Genomic DNA, 20,549 nt, shown 5'->3' with positions numbered 1-20,549 from the left:
AAGATTCTTTGAAAGTAACTTGACTTATAACTATTATTTTCTTATTATTCTACCGTATCATTAAACAAAATAGGAGATTTATAAATGAAAGCGTTAAGTTACGTTTTAGTTTTTGTTTTATCGTTTCAATTCGTTGATGCACAGACAACGAATAAGTTTTTCCCCAACCTCAAAAAATCAAATATTCATTTGTTAAAATCAGGAGGTATGGTTACTTATGTAAAATTTTCAAATTCAATTAACGGTCCGTTCACATCACCGGCAACGTTATCGACAACAGATTCATTATTTTTAAAAATGGATGTAACACCTTTAGGAAGTGTGTCCGCTATTTTCTGGATAGATATCAATGATAACGGAATAATTGATGGTACCGACTTTTCGTTAGGCGGTGAAATATTTGCAGATAACGCTATGGGTGATTTAGACCCGACTCAAGGGACGATAATTGCCTATTTGGAGACTGGAGGAGCGATGCCATCAATGCAAGTTATTGCTGTATTTAGCGAAGGTATGACTACAGTAACAGGAATTGTGCGGTTTGAAAATCCTCCAGCAACTTTTTCGTTGAGTGGTGTGATTTATAACACCGATGGCGGAGTGGTCCCCGGCGCTTGGGTGTGGGCTATTTCTGGTACGAATCAAATCGGAGATGTGGCAGACCAGAACGGCAATTACTTGATTCCGCTTGAAGCTGGAATTTATTTTATGTATGTAGAAGATATGAGTGGTTTACATTCATCCTTCGATACTTCAATGGTTATAACAGGAAACACAATACAAGATTTTTATTTAGCCGGGTTAACATCATACATACGTGGTTTTGTAAAAGATGAAGCTGGCAATCCAATAGCAAATATCGGAGTTTATGTCGAAGGTTCAGGAGGGGGAAGAGGTGTCTATACTGACAGTAATGGAGAATACTTTAAATTAGTGCCAGCCGGCAATGGCAGAATTGGATTGAATGGTGACGATTTATTACCCACTTATATTTCCCCGAACTCACACGAGTTCACTATTAACGAAAATGACTCAATTGTAAACAATTCAGTATCAAACTTTACTTGTTATCGAACAAACGCTGCAATAACGGGTACTGTAAAGATTAACGGCAATTTACCTACGAAAAGTTACTTAATCAGTGGTTGGAACGATTATCTTCAAAGTAATACACGTACTGTTTCTAATGCTACAACAGGTAACTACACACTGCCTGTATATTCTTCACCCGGTCCGCAAAATTATTATGGTGTTTATTTAGCTGATTGGGCAAGAGAATATCCATTCCCACCTGGTTCTTATGCCGATACTTCATATTGGAATATATCACCGGGTGCTTCGAATATAAATTTCAATTTAATACTTGCCGACTCCTCGGCTGTTGATCCGTTTAATGGAAATAATATTCCACCTTCAGCTATGTGGGATATTTATCAACATAATCACGACAATTCAGGTGTTCAATGTGTTGGAGATAAACTTAGAGTGCAAGCCACGAATTGGGGGAGTGAATCAGGTGTTGGTGTATTTTCGCGTAAACCATTCCAATTGAATAACCGAGAATTCAGAATTTATATAGACCACAAAGAACTTGGATATAATAATACCGTTTATGTTACTCTATCAGGTCAAAAATATTACTGGAATCATCCATTGAATGAACGTAATACTTTAATTCTACAATTTTCTAAAAAGGTTAATGGCGGTTGGCATTTACAGGAAAATTTAGATTGGGGTCTTTCAACGTTATGGCAATCCCCCGATACTACGGGTGGACATATCTTATTCCAATTTAATGCTGATGCAAGTATTCTTACATTAAAAATAAATGGTGTAGTCAAATATCAGGGTTCATGGGGTCAAAATTTTTCTGTAGCATATGTTCACTTATTAGAATTTAATTCCTCTCCTAACGCACCAACACCCGTTTATTTCGATGAATTCTTTGTCGGCGCTGTTGGTTCAACCGGAGTAAGAGAGATTGCAGGGGAGATACCTCAAGAATTTAAACTTGAACAAAATTATCCAAATCCTTTTAACCCGGCAACGACGATAAAATTCCAATTGCCGATTGCGAGCAGTGTAAGTTTAAAAGTTTACAACGTTCTCGGTCAGGAAGTTAGCGATTTACTGAACGGAGAGATTAACGCCGGTATATATGAAGTAGCTTTCGATGCTTCAAAACTCTCTTCGGGAATTTATTATTATCGGTTAACTGCGGTTGATAGTAAGTCTGGAGAACTGTTAATGAATACTTCAAGGAAAGCTATTCTTCTGAAATAATATTACTAACATAAGGAAAAAAAAAGCCGTCCGCGTTTATCGGGGCGGCTTTTTCTGTAGTTGAGGAAATTCAATTGTTTTTTTAAACAACTCATCAGGGTTATATATCCGCATGAAGTAAATGCTGTTGCTGAGAGATTAAATGGATATTTTCCAAAATTATTGTATATTCAATCAAAGAAAATAAAATTAATTATGACCGAAAATATGAATACTAACACAGAAGCTGAGCAACCAAACGAGCGAAGAATAGATTATCTCGAAATAATTTCGCTCCTTTGGTCGAAGAGGAAATTTATTATTGTCGTAACGCTTATAACAACAATAGTATTCATAGCGTTGACGTTCCTGATGACCCCCACGTATCTTTCCTCTACAGTAATTCTTCCTGATATGGGAAAGGATAAATTAGGACCTTTGGGTGATTTAGCATCATTAGCAGGAATAAATATTGGCGGTGAGGTGATTATGGTGAAGTTATATCCCGATATTATCCAAAGTGAAGCTGTATTAACTCCCGTAATAGAAAAAAAGTACAAATCTGAGTTTTACGACCAGCCGGTAAATCTAATAGAGTATTTTGAAATAGAAGAAGAAACTCCGCGCCGGACACAAGAAGTTGTCCTTGAACAGATGAGAAAACGTTTAAAAATAGAGATGAGTCAAAAAACAGGTTTGTTGACTTATTCTATTGAAACGAAAGACGCGCAGGTATCGGCAGATATATTGAATACTATAACCGCTGAATTAAATAATTTCTTATTAACAAAGAAAGCTACAAACGCGGGCGAACAGCGTAAATGGATTGAACAGCGTTTGAAAGAAGTTAAATTAGATTTATCAAAAGCAGAAAATGTATTGAAAGAATTCAGAGAAAAGAATCGCAGAGTTATTGACTCGCCACAACTTCTCTTGGAACAAGAACGGTTAATACGTGATGTAACAATTCAGAGCACAGTCTATTCAACCCTAATCCAGCAGCACGAAATGGCAAAAATAGAAGAATTAAAATATGTGCCTATTATAAATGTTATGGATACAGCAAAAGCTGCCGCTAAGAAAAATTTCCCAAAACGAAGTTATTTTGCTATTGCCGGTATGTTTTTGAGTTTCTTCGGCGCGGTATGTTATGTGATTGTGAAAAATAAATATTCTGTTGAGATTAGGAAGTATTTATCGATTTTCAGTAAAAGTAAACAGAGTGTATAATGACGGTGTAAAGGAATGGTGGAATGTTGGAGTATTGGTCAACGACGCTATCGAGTCTTTGACTCTCTACGAGACCGTAGGTCGTAGAGATTGATGGAATAATGGAGTGATGGAATATCGGAGTGGTGGATTGATGGAGCAATGGATGTATGGAAAAATTGTCTCATTGGATCATGGGGGCATTGAATCAATGATAAAATGAATAAATGGATAAATGAAAAAACTGTTTCATTTTTAAGAAAATTTAGTTAAATTGTAAGAAATAAGAAGACAAATACATGTAGTAATAGCCGTAGTTGAAAATGAAAAAACAGATCTAGTCGTAACTGTTTATGAACCGGATACAAACATTTGGCAAGAAGATTATAGAAAAAGGAAAAAATTATAACTTGTGTAATTTGTAAAACAGGAGTACTCGAAAAGGGTAATGTGATCGTTACCATCAATAGAGATGGCAGCGTAATTATTTTTAAAAATGTTCCTGCGGATGTTTGTGGGAATTGCGGTGAATATTACCTGAACGAAGATGTTACCGAAGTTATTCTCAATCGTGCAAAAGAAGCAGTAAAAAATAAACCTGAAGTAGAAATTTTACAATATGCTGCTTGAAACTGCGAAATGAGGCACGGCTGGAATGATGGAGTAAATGATAAGCGCCGAATTGCGAACACTCAGCGGCATTAGAAATAATTAAGCACGTGGGTCTCTTAAGTAAACCCCGTATGACGGGGTAAATATAACCCTGAAACTCAACAAGTGTGGTAGTGAGTATTTTTGTTAGAAATGATATAATGATAAAGCGGAAATATGAAAATTAAAATATACAATTTAAATGATAAGAGGCAGGATCGAGACGATCGAAAGTTTTGGAATTCAAAATCTGCTGAATATAAATTATCGACTTTAGAAAAATTAAGAATAATGTGGGCTAAGTTTGGAAATGAAAATAAAAACAATGACGGCCTCGGCCGATTTCGAAGAGTTCTTAAAATTACTAAACAAAAATAAAGTAAAATATTTAATAGTCGGCGGATATGCTTATGCTATCCACTTCAAACCTCGATACACAAACGACATTGATATTTTTATCTTAGCAGAAACACAAAATGCTGCTAAAGTATTGAAAACCTTAAAGGATTTTGGATTTGGTGAATTAACGATTTCAAAGAAGGATTTAACAAAACCGGATCAAGTAATTCAACTGGGATATCCTCCACTTAGAATTGATTTGCTGACTTCGATAAGCGGTGTTGAATTTCGAAATGCCTGGAAAAACAAAGTTAAGAGTAAGTATGGCAAGCAGTGTGTATATTTTATTGGCAAAAAAGAATTTATACTGAACAAGAAATCTTCCGGCAGGAAAAAGGACTTAGCAGATTTAGAATAACGAACGAAAATAAGTTTGGAGTTTTGAGTTGTGAGTTAGAAGTGTAAGGAGCGAAAAGGGAAAAGATGAGAAACGGGGAAGCAGCGAGTATGGAGTGTTGAGCCTACAGCCCCGTCGGGGGCGGGATAAACTTCGAGTAGAGAGTAAATAGAGCAGGGGGGAAAAAAAGGATAGCATGGCACTGATTTATTTCATTTTTAAGAAAATTTAGTTAAATTGTAAGAAATAAGAAGACAAATACATGTAGTAATAGCCGTAGTTGAAAATGAAAAAACAGATCTAGTCGTAACTGTTTATGAACCGGATACAAACATTTGGCAAGAAGATTATAGAAAAAGGAAAAAATTATAACTTGTGTAATTTGTAAAACAGGACTACTCGAAAAGAGTAAAGTTATTGTAACATTAAATAAAGATGGGAGCGTTATTATTTTTAAAAATGTTCCTGCGGATGTTTATGTAAATTGCGGTGAATATTATTTAAACGAAGATGTTACTGAAGATATTCTAAGTCGCGCAAAAGAAGCAGTAAAAAATAAACCGGAGATAGAAATATTACAATATGCGGCTTGATACTGCGAAATGATGGAGCGTTGGATTATTGGAATAATGTTGTAAAAGCGAATAAAATTAATAGACCACTGATAAACTCAGATGCTACAGATTTGAACTGATTTTTGTACCCTCGCGCTATTCGACTGACCTGTACACACGAATTACGAACTCGCCTATGACAACTGACAACTGACTGACAAACGACCAACCCTGCTTATACTGGGTGCGGTAGGATGGACTTTCAGTCTGTCCATAAGGTGTAGCATAAATGAGGAAAACATAATAATGGAGTCGTGGAATATGAAATGCAATCGGATCCGCATGCGCCCAAGAAAGTCGGACTTCAGCGTGCTCGCCATAGCACGAAGTGTGTCGGCAAGTGGACGAGCGACTAACAACGAATATTTCCAAAGGTTTATGTTTCATTTTTGAGAAAATTTAATTAAATTGTAAACAAATATTGCGTTGAAACTCGACAGTTGTCCGTCAGCTGACGGAGTCGGGTTTTTTCGTTAGAAATGATTATTTATGAAAAATAAAAAGATTTTACAATAGTATGAGTGATAATTTAGAAGTTCGAAGGTGGACATTGTCAAAGAGGGAACAATGAATTCTGATAAAGTCAGAAAATGGATAGAAAGAGTGGAATATGATATGCTGACTGCAGAGGCAATGCTTGACGCGGGACGATACATATATGCAGTTTTTATGTGCCAGCAGGCTGTTGAAAAATCATTGAAAGCTCTTATTACATATTCGGACATAGATGTTTTACCCGTTCATAATTTACGAAGATTATTCGAGATTTCTGGTTTTATAAATGAACTTGATGAGGAACGTTTAATGAAATTAGATTTTCTTTCTCAATATTATATTAATGCACGGTACAAAGAAGATATAACAGAACTATCAAAAGGAATTACACGGGAATTTTCTGCCGACATTATTATTTTCTCGAAGGAGATGATTAAATGGATTATGAAAAAGATGAAATAATAACTAATGCCGTAAAACTTATTGAAAATCTTAAGGAGAAACACAGCATTAAAGCTGCTTATCTTTTTGGTTCTTATTCAAAAGGTTTTGCCGGTAAAAATAGCGATATAGACATAGCGGTGGTTCTTGATAAAATTAGAGATGGATCGCCGTTTAACGAAACGTTCGAGATTTTTCATGAAGCACAGATGTATAATTCCCTCTACGAAGTTATATGTTTCTCGGAACAAGAATTCATCAATGAGGATGAATCATTAATTAAACACATAAAGAGGGAAGGAATTAAAATTTTTTAAGACAATAATATAATACTTGAGTTTCTTAAGTAAACCCCGTATGACGGGGTAAATATAACCCTGAAGCTCGACAGGTGTCCGTTAGCTGACGGAGTGGTTTTTTTTTGTTGGAAATGATTATTTATGATGAATAAAAAAATATACATAGCCGGACATAGCGGTATGGTTGGGTCGGCAATAAAAAGAAAATTTGAAGCTGAAGGCTGCAAGAATATTGTTACCAGAGAGCTTGAAGAACTCGACCTTATCAGGCAGGACAAGGTTGAATTATTCTTTAGCAAAGAAAAACCCGACTATGTAATAATAGCTGCCGCAAAGGTTGGAGGGATACTCGCAAACAATACTTACAGGGCGCAATTCATATACGAAAATTTGATGATCGAATCAAATATAATACACGCTGCTTATCAGAATGGAGCTGAGAAACTTCTTTTTCTTGGAAGTTCCTGTATTTACCCAAAAAATGCACCACAGCCTTTGAAGGAAGAATATCTACTTTCCGATTACTTAGAATTTACTAATGAACCTTATGCTATTGCAAAAATAGCCGGGATTAAAATGTGCGAGAGTTACTACCGGCAATACGGAAGTAATTATTTTTCCGTAATGCCTACAAATCTTTACGGACCGAATGATAATTTCGATTTGAATACGTCTCATGTATTGCCCGCGTTGATAAGAAAATTCCATGAGGCGACCCTTCGACAAGCTCAGGGTGAAATATCGAGTGTAGCCGAGATATGGGGGACAGGTACACCTCGGCGAGAGTTTTTGTATGTAGAAGATTTAGCTGAAGCAGTTTATTATATTATGGAGAAAGTAAATGCTAAAGATTTGTACGAGAATGGAATTTCGCACATAAACATCGGATCCGGGGAAGACTTGATGATAAAAGAATTTGCAAACATTATAAAAGAGGTTGTTGGATTTGAAGGCGAAATGATTTTTGATACAACAAAACCAGACGGTACACCAAGAAAACTTTTGGATGTTTCCCGATTACATAAACTCGGTTGGAAACATAAAACGAGCTTAAAGGAAGGATTAGAGAAAACATACGAGTGGTTTCTTAACAAGTATAAAGGATAAAGGATAAAGAACTTTGGATAGAGATTTGAATAAAAGGTTGTTTGATTTTTCCATACTTGTGATAAAATTTTTAAAAACATTAGAAAATACACCTGAAAATAAAGTAATACGACATCAATTAATAAAAGCAGTAACATCCGCAGGGGCTAACTATGAAGAATCACAAGCAGCTTCATCGAGAGCTGACTTTAGGAATAAAATACAAATATCATTGAGAGAAATGCGCGAAACAAATTATTGGCTTCGCATAATGGAAACGTTAGAAAATAAAAAACAAAATGATATAAAAATATTAGTACAGGAATCTGAAGAATTAAAAAAGATACTTGGAAGTATCTCAGTAAAAGTATCAAAAAAGCAAATTTAATTTTCACTTTCCACTTTTAACTCTACACTTTTTACTTTAACATTTATAATTTATAATTGAAACATGAAAAAAGCTTTAATCACAGGTATCACAGGACAAGACGGAAGCTATTTAGCTGAGTTGTTGTTGGAGAAAGGTTATGAAGTCCACGGCATCATGCGTAAAAGCAGTTCGTTTAATACAGGACGCATTGACCACCTCTACAATAATCCTGAAATAATGGATAAAAAATTGTTTCTTCACTATGGCGATGTTGTTGATACAAGCAATTTGAACAGATTGTTAGAGAAGATTGAACCGGATGAGATTTACAACTTAGCTGCTCAGAGCCACGTAAAAGTTTCATTTGAATTACCCGACTATACTGCTCAAGTAGATGCGCTTGGAACACTGAGATTTTTGGACGCGATAAGAGAGGTTGGTTTAGGTAAGCAAACAAAATTTTACCAGGCATCGACGAGCGAGTTATTCGGTAAAGTTCAGGAAGTGCCACAAAATGAGAAGACGCCGTTTTACCCCCGATCGCCTTATGGAGTTGCAAAGCTATATGGTTACTGGATAATTGTAAATTATCGCGAAGCATATAATATATTTGCAAGCAATGGTATTTTATTTAATCACGAATCGCCGAGGCGCGGAGAAACATTCGTTACACGAAAGATAACTCGTGCGGCAGCAAGAATTGCATTAGGGTTACAAGATAAAATAGTGCTTGGTAATTTGAATGCAAAACGCGACTGGGGTTACGCGCCGGAATATTGCGAAGGTATGTGGAAGATATTGCAACATAATACAGCAGAAGATTTTGTGCTTGCCACAGGTGAGACGCACACAGTTCGGGAATTTATAGATTTATCATTCAAGGAATTAGGCATTGAACTTGAATGGATTGGCAAAGATGAAGATGAAAAAGGAATTGTAAAAACAATTAAAAAGGAAATAGTAGAAAGTATAAATGAAAAAGGAAAAATTAAAAATGGATTGAATAATTCTTTTACCTTTAACCTTTTACCTTTAACCTTGGGTAAAGAAGTTGTCTCAGTTTCTCCAGGTTATTATCGCCCGACTGAAGTTGACCTATTGATTGGCGATGCTTCCAAAGCAAAACAGCTTTTAGGATGGGAAGCGAAAGTGAAATTTGAAGAACTCGTTAAATTAATGGTTAAAGCTGATTATGAAAAAGTTGTGAAAAGAGGATATTGAGCTGAGGGCAGAGAGCTAACGTTAATGCTTTATCAGCCAGTATGGTTCTATGCTTGTTTTGTTCTCTTTATGCAGCTTGAAACTGCAAAATGATGGAGCGTTGGATTATTGGAATAATGTTGTAAAAGCGAATAAAAATAATAGCCCCACTGATCCGCCTTTGGTGGACAGATGCTACGGATTTGAACGGATTTTTTGACCATCGCGGTATTCTACTGACCTGTACAAACGAATTACAAACCCACCTATTACAACTGTCTGACGAACAACCAACCCTGCTTCTATAATGGAGGTGTGGATTGATGGAAAAATGAACAAATGGAAAAATGTGAAAATGTAAAAACCTCTTTCATTTTTGAAAAATTTTCGTTAAATTATAACAAATTTTAGATAGAGTACTTAAAATTGAATATTATCTACTATGAAATCGTTAAATAAACAAGATATTACTGACAGCATAAAAAACTATCTTTACCCTAAATCTGAAATAGATTTTGCTTATATATTTGGCTCATATCTTCAAACAGATTATTATCATGATATAGACATAGCCGTTTACATAAAGAACGGATTTGATTATAAGAATTTAAATTTATATCCCTTCGGATATGCGAGTTTACTCTCAGGTGAGCTATCAAAAATTATTAAGACTGATAAAATAGATGTGGTTATAATGAATGATGCCGGTTTATTAATTTTACATAGAATCATGAATAAAGGATTTTTGTTGTTCGATCGTGATACTTTTAGTCGAATTTATTTTGAAAACCAAACAAGAAAAGAATATATTGATGCTGGACATTTAAGAAAAATTAAAGATATTTATATTAAAGCTAAAATTTACTAATGCCTGATATAGAAAAAATAAAAAAACATTTAAGTGCATTGTTAACCGATTTAAAAAATTTGGAACGCCATAAAAATATATCAAAAGAAAATTTAGCTAAAGATACCGACCTTTTATGGATATTGGAGCGGGGCATTTATCTTTCTATTCAGAATTTATTAGATATGATGGCGCATATTGCTTCAGCGGATTTCAGCTTAAAGTGGGAACAATATTCAGATATTCCGGATATATTTTTTAATGAAAATTTAATTGACAATAATCAAAGAAAATTATTAATTCAGATGGCTGGCTTCAGAAATCGTTTAAGTCACGATTATCTTGGATTAGACTTAGATGTTATGGTCGATATTGTGAACAATCGGCTATCCGATTTTAGAAATTTCTTAAAAATTATTAAAGATTATTGCAAAATATAAATATTAAAACTGCAACTAAGAAAGCAAAATTTTTATTTTAACACCTCTTAAGTAAACCCCGTATGACGGGGTAAATATAACCCTGAAGCTCGACAGGTGTCCGTCAGCTGACGGAGTCGGGTTTTTTTATTTGACAATTTGTTTATGAAAAATAAAATAATATACATAGGCAGGCCTAGTGGTATGGTCGGTTGGAAAGCCAAAACAAAATTTGAAGAACTTATAAGGTTGATGGTTAAATCTGATTTTGATAAAGTGTTATACAAAAGGAAAAATGAACAGTTCTGAAAAAAGTTTAACCGCAGTAACATTAATATACACAGCCGGAAATTTTGCATCGAAAGTGATAAGTTTGTTTTTGGTTTTTATTGTTACTTTCTATTTATCCAAGGAAGCTGTTGGTCAATTTGATTTAATAATAACAACTATTGCATTGCTTGCTCCATTGATCAGTTTACAACTTTCTGATGCAATATTGCGCTGGATAATCAAAGATAGAAATGTTGATACTATTTCTAATGTTCTGACAAATGTCTTTTTTGTAGTATGTATAAATTTATTAGTGTTTTCATTGTTTTATTGGGGAATTATTTCTTATTTAAACATTGAACATCCCTTAGTGATTTATTTTCTACTTCTATTGAATGTTTTATTTCCATTATTTCACATTACTGCAAGGTCACTTGGTAAAAATATAGAGTTTGCTTTAAGCGGATTAATATTTTCTGTAATATATTTCTCACTTACAATAGTTGCACTAAAATTCTTAGGACTAAAAATAGACGGGTTGTTGATCGCGTACTCAATTGGTATTTTTGGTGCAATTCTGTATTTGATAATTAAAATACGATATCTAAAATATTTTTCAAAAAAACACATAAGCATCGATAGGACAAGACAATATATCCGATATTCATTACCTCTTTTACCAAATACAATAAGTTGGTGGGCTATTGCCGCTTCAAACCGATATCTCATATTAGCTTTCTTAGGTGTGGCTGCAAACGGTATTTTTGCAATCTCATTTAAGATACCTACTATATTGCTTACACTTACGGGAATATTCTATCTGGCTTGGCAGGAAAAAGCCATCCAAACTTATGATAAGGCTGATCGAGATATTTACTATTCACAAGTATTGGAGAAGTATGTTCGCCTGCTATTATCTGCAGTTTTGGTCCTTATAGCTTTCAACAAATTAATTTTAACATATATAGTTGATAGATCTTTTTTTGAAGCTTGGAAATATACTCCAATCCTGCTAATTGCTGTTATATTTCAAACTTTATCTTCATTTTACGGAACGGGATATTTAAGCAGTAAAGACACAAAAGGAGCTTTTACAACTTCAGTGTACGGAGGGTTGACTACTGTTGGTACAAGTTTTCTATTAATCCCATATTACGGGCTTTATGGTGCATCGTTTGCAATATTGCTGGGTTACTTTGTAATGTTTATTGCAAGGGTAATTCAAACAAAAAAATATTTCTCTATAAAATTTCCTCTGAAAATATTTCTTATATTGTCGTTGCTTATCTGTTTTACAGCAATTATTAGTATCACTGGTAATAATTTATTGTTTGCTATGAATCTGGTTTTATCACTTTTTGTTTTTGGCATTTTCAATAGGAAGATGATTTTTAGTTATTCCAAAATACTTAACAATAAAATATTTAGATAAGTAGTATTTACAATTTATTGATCGATAAATAAATATTATGATTATATTTGGATTTTTTAAAAAACAAGTAAAAAAGATTATTGATAGTAATTTCATATTTCGAAATATAAGATTACCTATAAGACATAAGAGAATAAACATTTTCTATTGGCGCCCTAATAATATATTTCAAGATAATGTAGGCGATTATTTATCAAAGGTATTGATATATTATTTGATAGATTACTACGGTATAGAAAAAAATAAAAAAGTCAAAGAAACAAAATTTTTAATGGGTATTGGATCAGGCTTACATTATGCAAAAAATAATTACGTAATTTGGGGATCGGGTCTTAAAGAGAAGCGATTTATAGAAATGATTAAAGATAAACGTTTAGATATTAGGTGTCTTCGAGGGCCTAAAACATTAGAGTTAATAAAAGAATTAGGGTATGATACTAGGCAAATATTTTTGGGAGATCCAGCTATTTTGTTACCTAACATTTATCATCCCCCAAATGTTACAAAAAAAAATAAATTTGGAATTATACCCTATTTTAGGAAAGAAAAAGAATATATTAAAAAATATTCTAATGTAATAACTCCACTAACGAAAAATTGGAAATATTTTATAAATGAAATATTGAAATGTGAATTTGTTATAAGTGCCTCATTGCATGGTATTATATTATCAGAAGCATATGGAATTCCTGCAATTATGCTAAATGATAATTCTGAAGAGAGTATTTTTAAGTTTGAAGATTACTATTTAAGTACAGGTAGGGAGAATTATAAGATTGCAAACACAGTTGAGGAAGCTATACATATGGGACCAGAAAAATTACCTGAATTGAAGAAAATGCAAGAAAATTTATTGAGAAGTTTTCCATACGATTTATGGCTATAATTGTAGATATAAAAAATTAAAATACGAATATGTGATTAATAATTATTTAGTTAAACAAGAATAAACCCAATGTCTACAATTATTGTAAAAATCATAGTTTTATGTGTGATAATGTTTATTACATTTGTATGGTTTTTAAAAAAAAGAGAAATTAGAGAAAAAAAAGAATATATTCTCTCCCTCTACATTATTTGTTTAACTATTCCTTTACAATTTCCTTTATTAAAATTAGCAAATAAAGCACCAACAGGTGCCTGGGGCGAAATTATTTATGTAAGTTTGTGGAATCTTTTATTGATTGCTATGTTATTTTTACCTAAAGAAAAAATCTTTAGGAATGACAATAAACTATTAAAGTGGTGGTTATTTTTCTTAGTAGCTGGAATTCTATCGATATTCAATCCAGTCAATTTTAATTTATTGGGTTCACTTGTTGGGGTTTATTATTTCGCATGGTTCATATTTAGCTTAACAATTATTTATTCCAGGTTTAATCATGAGAACATATTTAATTCACTGTGGACGAGTTTCAAAATTCTTTTGCTAATTCAATTATTGTTGTCGCTTGCATTCCCTCTTTTAAATATTACTGAAGCGACAACGTTGTTTTATGGGGGGGATGCGCTTGAATGGACAACACGGGGCGATAGGGAAAGTGCGGTAGGTACTTTTACGCATCCAAGCAATTTAGGTTTAATTACAAGTTTTATATTTGTGTATTTTACATCAACATATTTCTTGAGTATCAACAAAAAACAATCCCTATTATTTATGGGTATTGCATTTACGATTATTCTTCTAACCAAATCTAGAACGAATATTGCCTTGATATTTTTTTTATTTTTCTTTATTAAAATGTTTACACAAAAAAGCAATCTAAAGAAAATTATATTTCGAGGTTCGTTATTGTTACCAATCATTGCCATTATCGCGTTCCTTCTTATCAATTTTACAGAATTCGGAAGTAACTTGTTTTTAACTGATAATATACAGGAAATGGGTGTCGCACGATTTGTTCATTGGTATTTGGGGTGGGAAATATTCAGCGCTAATCCCTTAATAGGGGTGGGTTTGAATTCCCATCTGAATTATTTACATCATAATATTGTCGTAATACCAGGGCTTCAGGATTATAAATATGAATTTTTCATAACTAATCCTCTTCATAATACACATTTAATAATGTTATCTGAGTATGGAATACTTGGAGGAATAATTTGGTTATATGGATTTTATTTTATTATTAAGAAAAATCTAATTGAATATAATTTATCTATTATTTCTAAAGAAATAAATCCTTTTTCTTATATATTTACATTGGCCATTATCATAATCTATTTTTTTTACGCCTTTACAGGTTGGGCAACAACACAATATTTTGTCATTAGTTTTATGATCATATTTCTCGTACACAATAACAAAATAATATCTGATTATCAGACCAAGATTAATCCATGTAAGAAATCCTTATGAAAAATGTATAAATGGCAATACAAGTGTGTTGCGTAGTTAAATAAGTGAATATATGTCAAAAAAAATATGCTATATATCCGAAGAATGCTATCTCGATTCTGATGTTGAAATCATAAAAGAACTCAATAGACAGGTAAAGCTATACTGGTATGTATTTTTTAGAAAAAAAAGCAACGTTGATTATACCCCAACTAAAATAGAATCATATTCTAAACAACATTTAATAGCGAATATTTCAATAATATCATTAAAAAACAGGTTAAGAAATTTAAAAATAATTTGGGAGTATGTTCAAATATTAAAGACAATAAAAAAAGAAAAACCTGATGTTATTTACATTGACATGCTTGGTATGCCTTATTTTTTCCTATGCGTCTTTTTTATTTTAGGAACAAAAAATGTTGTTTATGCGGTGCATGATCTAAAAATTCATTACAAACATCAACATTATTATTTTATAGATCTATCTCAAAAATTTATCTTTATGTATTTTAAACATTTTCACTTATTATCACGATGGCAATTAAATATTTTTAAACAAAAATATCCAAAGAAAAATTGTTTTTATTCAGGCATTTGCTTAAAAGATTTTGGTAGTTCAAATAAAATTCCTCCCAAAGGAAAGATCAGATTTCTATTTTTTGGAACTATTAGAAAGAATAAGGGTTTACAATATTTGATCGAAGCAGTAAATAAATTATCGATAGAATTCAAAAATGAATTTGTTGTTTCGATCGCAGGAGTATGTGATGAATGGCATATTTATGAAAAATTAATCAAAGACCCATCAGTATTCGATTTACAAATAAAATTAATTCCTAATCAGGATATTCCTGACTTGTTTTGTTCATCTCATTATATTGTATTACCCTATATAGATGTTACACAAAGTGGTCCATTGTTGATTGCATATAACTATGGAATTCCTGCCATAGCATCTAATTTGGAAGGATTTAAAGAATATATAGAGGATAATAAAACGGGATATTTATTTAAATCTCAAGATTCTGAAGATCTTTATCGTGTGTTAAAGAAAATATTACTTACGAAAAATTCCAATTATAAATTTATGACACAAAATTTAGGAGACTATATAAAAAAGAATATATCAACCGAACATATTGTTAATAAATATTTAGATTATTTTAATAGAATCACTGAGAAACAGACTGAAGATGAAAAATATTAGAACAATTGCAATGTATTTGCCTCAATATCATCCTATCCCGGAAAATGATGAATGGTGGGGGAAGGGTTTTACAGAATGGTTCAATGTCGCGAAGGCAAAACCAAAATTTAAAGGTCATTATCAACCCCATATTCCTACAGAGCTTGGTTTTTATGATTTAAGATTACCACAAGTCCTTGAGGAACAATCTAAAATAGCAAAAGAATATGGAATACATGGATTTTGCTTTTACCATTATTGGTTCAATGGTAAAAAACTGCTCGAGAAACCAATTGAAGAGATGTTATTCTCGAAGAAACCTGATTTTCCTTTTATGTTATGCTGGGCTAATGAAAGTTGGAGTAGAGCTTGGGATGGAAAGGATAATGATATTATTCTCGAACAGACATATTCTCGGGACGATGATTCAAAACATTTTGAATATTTAGTTCCATATTTTAAAGATCCGCGATATATAAGAGTGGATAATAAACCTGTATTTATAATTTATAATTCTGTTAAATTCCCGGATATCAAACAAACCATTTCAACTTGGAGGCGAATGTCAAAGGAAGAGGGATTTGAAATATACTTATGTCGTTTTGAGACATTTGGCAATTTCGGTAAATCTTATTTAGATGTTGGTTTTGATGCCGCATGTCAATTTCCTCCTTTTGGTAGGACGTATAGAAATTTTATTAAAGATCATCCCATAAGATTATTTAAAAAAACTTTAAATCTATTTGCGAATAATAAATTCGGAAATATATATAATTATAAAGAATATGTTGAATATAATTGCAAGCAAGATTTATATGACTACAAAATATATCCTGGAATTATGCCTTCTTGGGATAATTCTCCTCGTAAAGATCGAGGATATATTATTTTTAATAACAGCACTCCATCGTTATATAAAATGTGGTTGACCCATATAGTAAAATATTTTAAACCATATTCTTCTGAAGAAAATTTTATCTTTATTAATGCATGGAACGAATGGGCTGAAGGAAATCACTTGGAACCTTGTATTAAATGGGGAAGGGCTTATTTAGAGGCTACCTATGAAGTTCTGTCCTCATCAATAAAATAGAAATTATTATCTTTTTATTGTTATATTAAATAATGAAATTATAGTGATTTAAAAAATGAAAGTTGCAATAATTGGTATACGGGGTCTTCCAAACACTTATGGTGGTTTTGAAACGTTAGCAGAATATCTTGTTAAGCATCTTTCAAAAACTTTTGAAATAACGGTTTACTGTTCATCAATAGATTTATCTACAAAGTTGAAGGAGTATAATGGAGCTAAATTAAAATATATCCCGATTTCATCTCATGGTGCTTGGGGTATTATCTACGATAGTATTTCGCTTTTATTATCAGTCAGAAAATTTGATAAAATTATATTCTTGGGTTTTGGTGGCGGTTTTGTTATGCATCTGATAAAAAAATATAGACACAAAATGATATTGAATATCGGTGGATTAGATTGGAAAAGAGATAAATGGTCGTCGAAAGTTAAAAGAATTATAAAAATATCAGAAGCACTATTGGTGAAATATAGTAGTCAAATAATTTCTGATAATGTTGGAATACAAGATTACATTTTTACTGAATATGGCCGCAGTAGTACTTTAATTGCTTATGGTGGTGATCAAACAATGAGAGTTAGTATTACACCTGAGGCTAAGAAATATTATCCATTTTTGGAATCAAAATACGCTTTTATTGTTACTAGAATTCAAGTCGATAATAATGTCGAAATGATATTAAAAGCTTTTATGAAACAGAATAGACTACCAATAGTAATTGTTGGCAATTGGAACGATTCGAAATATGGCAAAATGCTCAAATCAAAGTATTTAGATAAAAATAAACTTATTCTATTGGATGCTATCTACGACCAACAAAAATTAGATATCCTGCGTAGCAATTGTACGGTTTATATTCATGGGCATTCAGCCGGTGGTACTAACCCATCATTAGTAGAAGCTATGTTTCTTGGGTTACCAATATTTGCATTTGCTTCTGGTTATAACGAATATACAACATATAACAAGGCGATTTACTTCAAAAGCGAAAAAGAACTTACTCAATTGATTAATAACTACGAATCGCTTAACATTGATGCAATTGGTAAAAAATTAAAAGAATTAGCAGATAAACATTATCGTTGGGCACACATTGCCAACGAGTATAAAAAACTAATATTGAAGGATTGAAGAATAATGGTTAAAGCTGGTATAATAGGACTTGGAAAAATGGGGCTATCTCATTGCTCAATTCTGAATGCACATCCTGAAGTCAATCTTTTAGCCGCGTGTGATTCGTCAAAATTTTTATTAGAGGCAATAAAGAAGTACACACGTATAAAATGTTACACTGATTACAAGGAAATGATTGGAGAGAATGAATTTGATTGTTTGGTAATAGCCACACCAACAAAGTATCATTTTGAAATGGTAAAATATGCTTTAAATAAAAATATAAATGTTTTTGTTGAGAAGCCATTCAGTCTGACATTAGAAGACAGTAATGAAATGTATAAATTAGCAAATAAAAATATGCTAGTTAACCAGGTGGGTTACCATAATCGGTTCTTGGGCACTTTCAAAGAGTTAAAAAGACTTTTAGATAACAATGTAATTGGTGAAGTGTACCATTTTCTTGGTGAGGCATACGGACCGGTCGTGGTACGTGAAAAAAGCTCAACGTGGCGTTCGGAAAAAGATGAGGGTGGCGGATGTCTGTACGATTATGCTTCTCATGTAATTAACTTGATTAATTTATACTTTGGTGAACCCAGTGCTGTTGCAGGAACATTTCTTAAAAAGATATACTCAAAAGAAGTTGAAGATGCGGTTTACTCCATATTAATTTATGAAAAGGGATTTAGTGGTATCTTATCGGTTAACTGGAGTGAGGATGCTTACAGAAAGATGTCCACACAAATATCTGTATTCGGTAAAAAAGGTAAAATTATTGCAGATGCAACTGAATGTAGAATCTACTTAAAAGAAGAAAATACAAAAGAGAATTTAAAAAAAGGATGGACTATCAAATATATTACCGACGTAACTGAAGGTGTTAATTTTTATTTAAGAGGTGAGGAGTACTCATCTCAGATAGATTATTTTATTGATCATGTAAAAAATAAAAAGCATGACAACATAAACTCATTTGAGAGTGCACTTCAGACGGAAAAAGTGATAGACCTATTATTTAAAAATGGCAAAGAGGTATAAATATCATGGATAGAATAATGTTTGGCGACAATCAGTTTTTTGCAGTAAATCACTTATCGGACGAAAAGTCAAGAGCACAAGCTATAAAGTTTGCAGAGAACAAAGCCATTATAAAGGTTCTTGATGATATGTATGATATAGGGATTAATACATTTATGTGCACAACACACGATAGAATTGCAGAAGTATGTGATCATTTGCGGTCAGCCCCCCAGCGATATAAGAATTTTGAAATATACCCTTGTATGCCGTATGCGCATAAGTATGCAAACGCTGTTACTGACCTCGGAATAGTTGGAGCATTAAAAAATTATATGCCGGGGAATATGTTTACAACTATCGCAAAAGGGAGTCTTTCTTTTGCCACAAAAGATTTTATTTCTATAATGGAATTACTTATCGATGCAGAAATGAAAATGTTTAAGGGTATAAAAACAGGTGTAATATTTATTCAGAATGTTGTAACAGATTTACTTCTTGGATTGGGGATGAAGGATATATTCATAGCTTACGATAAATACATTAGGGAAAAATATAAAGTTGAACCAGGTTATATAACAATGAATTTACCATTATTATTGGATGTGCTTGATAAATGTGGCATTGAGAACCCAATAGTCTGCAGCTCTATAAATAAACTAGGATTTAGAATGCCTGGTGGTATTGAAAAATATGAACAAACTATCAGAGAACGAAAGTTCCAATCAATTGCAATGCAAGTATTTGCAGCCGGTGCAATCCCCCCGGAGGAAGCGATAGAATATATTTGTAACCAGAAAGGAATCAATTCGATTTTATTTGGAGCTTCGTCAAGGTCACATATTAAGCAAACGAAGGAATTGATTGAAAAATATTCTTTTTCAACATAAATCCCAATTACTTATGATTGCTATGAAGTATTTAGGAGTTATTCATCTTTGAAGAATTAAATATTGTTATCCCAATAAATTTAGAAATGAGCGATGGGTTACGGAATACCGGTGATTGCATCTAATATCCGGGAGATTAGAGATATTGTAATTGACAAAGAATTGTTGTTCGAGGTGGGGGATAGTGAAAGCCTGTGCAAAATCTTGACGTTAATTCTACAAAACATCGAAACTCACAGAAAATATTCAGAGGGAAAAAAGGCAGAGGTTTTAGCAAAGTATAGCTGGGATTCAACAGCTAAAGTGTTGGAAGGGTTGATAAGAAAATTGGTTAATGGTTAGTATGGTTCGCTTTCGCTCACCACAAGGTTATTGGTTATGGTTATAAGTTAATGGTTTGTGAAACCAATAAACTACAACCAGCAACCGAAGGACTAAAACAAAGAACCAAAAACTGTTAACAATATTTAGTTATTGGTTATTATGGTTCGCTTTCGCTCACCACAAGGTTATTGGTTGATGGTTATAAGTTAATGGTTTGTGAAACCAATAAACTACAACCAGCAACCGAAGG

At 32.7% G+C, this 20,549-nt stretch carries 22 protein-coding genes; 21 read left to right on the top strand and 1 reads right to left on the bottom strand.

What is annotated here, in order from left to right:
- Positions 1–84: 84 nt before the first annotated feature.
- From QME58_08535 to QME58_08515, 5 genes are all read left to right on the top strand, one after another.
- The gene (locus QME58_08535; GenBank protein MDI6803879.1) at positions 85–2,283 is read left to right on the top strand and encodes a T9SS type A sorting domain-containing protein; all 2,199 of its coding nucleotides are present in this window, start codon (positions 85–87) and stop codon (positions 2,281–2,283) included.
- 207 nt (positions 2,284–2,490) lie between these two features.
- The gene (locus QME58_08530; GenBank protein ID MDI6803878.1) at positions 2,491–3,492 is read left to right on the top strand and encodes a Wzz/FepE/Etk N-terminal domain-containing protein; all 1,002 of its coding nucleotides are present in this window, start codon (positions 2,491–2,493) and stop codon (positions 3,490–3,492) included.
- 384 nt (positions 3,493–3,876) lie between these two features.
- The gene (locus tag QME58_08525; GenBank protein MDI6803877.1) at positions 3,877–4,101 is read left to right on the top strand and encodes a type II toxin-antitoxin system MqsA family antitoxin; all 225 of its coding nucleotides are present in this window, start codon (positions 3,877–3,879) and stop codon (positions 4,099–4,101) included.
- A gap of 331 nt (positions 4,102–4,432) precedes the next feature.
- Entirely contained in the window at positions 4,433–4,879 is a 447-nt protein-coding gene (locus QME58_08520; GenBank protein MDI6803876.1) for a nucleotidyltransferase, read from the top strand.
- Between the two features lie 347 nt (positions 4,880–5,226).
- Positions 5,227–5,451 (top strand): type II toxin-antitoxin system MqsA family antitoxin, encoded by a 225-nt coding sequence (locus QME58_08515; protein MDI6803875.1) that lies wholly within the window; start codon positions 5,227–5,229, stop codon positions 5,449–5,451.
- A 117-nt stretch (positions 5,452–5,568) separates the two neighbouring features.
- Here QME58_08515 and QME58_08510 read toward each other — a convergent pair whose 3' ends face one another.
- Positions 5,569–5,859, bottom strand: a complete 291-nt coding sequence (locus QME58_08510) for a hypothetical protein (protein ID MDI6803874.1) — start codon at positions 5,857–5,859, stop codon at positions 5,569–5,571.
- Between the two features lie 180 nt (positions 5,860–6,039).
- Between QME58_08510 and QME58_08505 the strand changes: the two genes are divergently transcribed.
- From QME58_08505 to QME58_08430, 16 genes are all read left to right on the top strand, one after another.
- On the top strand, positions 6,040–6,429 hold the full coding sequence (locus tag QME58_08505; protein MDI6803873.1) for a HEPN domain-containing protein: 390 nt from the start codon (positions 6,040–6,042) through the stop codon (positions 6,427–6,429).
- Positions 6,405–6,725: a nucleotidyltransferase domain-containing protein gene (locus tag QME58_08500; protein MDI6803872.1), complete on the top strand. Its 321-nt coding sequence runs from the start codon at positions 6,405–6,407 to the stop codon at positions 6,723–6,725. The genes QME58_08505 and QME58_08500 overlap by 25 nt, the downstream gene beginning before the upstream one ends.
- 126 nt (positions 6,726–6,851) lie before the next feature.
- Positions 6,852–7,814 (top strand): GDP-L-fucose synthase, encoded by a 963-nt coding sequence (locus QME58_08495; GenBank protein ID MDI6803871.1) that lies wholly within the window; start codon positions 6,852–6,854, stop codon positions 7,812–7,814.
- A 13-nt stretch (positions 7,815–7,827) separates the two neighbouring features.
- A complete protein-coding gene (locus tag QME58_08490; protein MDI6803870.1) occupies positions 7,828–8,181 on the top strand; it encodes a four helix bundle protein in 354 nt (117 codons plus the stop codon).
- A 63-nt stretch (positions 8,182–8,244) separates the two neighbouring features.
- Complete coding sequence (gene gmd / locus QME58_08485) at positions 8,245–9,384, top strand: GDP-mannose 4,6-dehydratase (GenBank protein MDI6803869.1); 1,140 nt, start codon at positions 8,245–8,247, stop codon at positions 9,382–9,384.
- Positions 9,385–9,805: 421 nt separating this feature from the next.
- On the top strand, positions 9,806–10,231 hold the full coding sequence (locus QME58_08480) for a nucleotidyltransferase domain-containing protein (GenBank protein ID MDI6803868.1): 426 nt from the start codon (positions 9,806–9,808) through the stop codon (positions 10,229–10,231).
- Complete coding sequence (locus QME58_08475; GenBank protein MDI6803867.1) at positions 10,231–10,650, top strand: DUF86 domain-containing protein; 420 nt, start codon at positions 10,231–10,233, stop codon at positions 10,648–10,650. Before QME58_08480 ends, QME58_08475 begins: the two co-directional genes overlap by 1 nt.
- Positions 10,651–10,924: 274 nt before the next feature.
- Positions 10,925–12,331, top strand: coding sequence for a polysaccharide biosynthesis C-terminal domain-containing protein (locus tag QME58_08470; GenBank protein MDI6803866.1), 1,407 nt, complete (start codon positions 10,925–10,927; stop codon positions 12,329–12,331).
- 37 nt (positions 12,332–12,368) lie between these two features.
- Positions 12,369–13,217 carry a polysaccharide pyruvyl transferase family protein gene (locus QME58_08465; protein ID MDI6803865.1) on the top strand — a complete coding sequence of 283 codons (849 nt, stop codon included), beginning with the start codon at positions 12,369–12,371 and terminating at the stop codon, positions 13,215–13,217.
- Positions 13,218–13,286: 69 nt separating this feature from the next.
- A complete protein-coding gene (locus QME58_08460) occupies positions 13,287–14,690 on the top strand; it encodes an O-antigen ligase family protein (protein ID MDI6803864.1) in 1,404 nt (467 codons plus the stop codon).
- 52 nt (positions 14,691–14,742) lie between these two features.
- Positions 14,743–15,879: a glycosyltransferase family 4 protein gene (locus QME58_08455; GenBank protein MDI6803863.1), complete on the top strand. Its 1,137-nt coding sequence runs from the start codon at positions 14,743–14,745 to the stop codon at positions 15,877–15,879.
- Positions 15,866–16,951, top strand: coding sequence for a glycoside hydrolase family 99-like domain-containing protein (locus QME58_08450; GenBank protein ID MDI6803862.1), 1,086 nt, complete (start codon positions 15,866–15,868; stop codon positions 16,949–16,951). Before QME58_08455 ends, QME58_08450 begins: the two co-directional genes overlap by 14 nt.
- Before the next feature lie 55 nt (positions 16,952–17,006).
- The gene (locus QME58_08445) at positions 17,007–18,083 is read left to right on the top strand and encodes a DUF1972 domain-containing protein (protein MDI6803861.1); all 1,077 of its coding nucleotides are present in this window, start codon (positions 17,007–17,009) and stop codon (positions 18,081–18,083) included.
- Between the two features lie 6 nt (positions 18,084–18,089).
- Positions 18,090–19,106 carry a Gfo/Idh/MocA family oxidoreductase gene (locus QME58_08440; protein MDI6803860.1) on the top strand — a complete coding sequence of 339 codons (1,017 nt, stop codon included), beginning with the start codon at positions 18,090–18,092 and terminating at the stop codon, positions 19,104–19,106.
- 5 nt (positions 19,107–19,111) lie between these two features.
- On the top strand, positions 19,112–19,975 hold the full coding sequence (locus QME58_08435) for a hypothetical protein (GenBank protein ID MDI6803859.1): 864 nt from the start codon (positions 19,112–19,114) through the stop codon (positions 19,973–19,975).
- Positions 19,976–20,068: 93 nt separating this feature from the next.
- Positions 20,069–20,317: a hypothetical protein gene (locus tag QME58_08430; GenBank protein ID MDI6803858.1), complete on the top strand. Its 249-nt coding sequence runs from the start codon at positions 20,069–20,071 to the stop codon at positions 20,315–20,317.
- Positions 20,318–20,549 lie beyond the last annotated feature (232 nt).

The sequence above is a fragment of the Bacteroidota bacterium genome (assembly GCA_030017895.1).
GTDB lineage: Bacteria > Bacteroidota > Ignavibacteria > UBA10030 > BY39 > JASEGV01.
The sequence above is the reverse complement of the archived record's forward strand: the minus strand, read 5'-3'. Positions and strand labels throughout refer to the sequence as shown.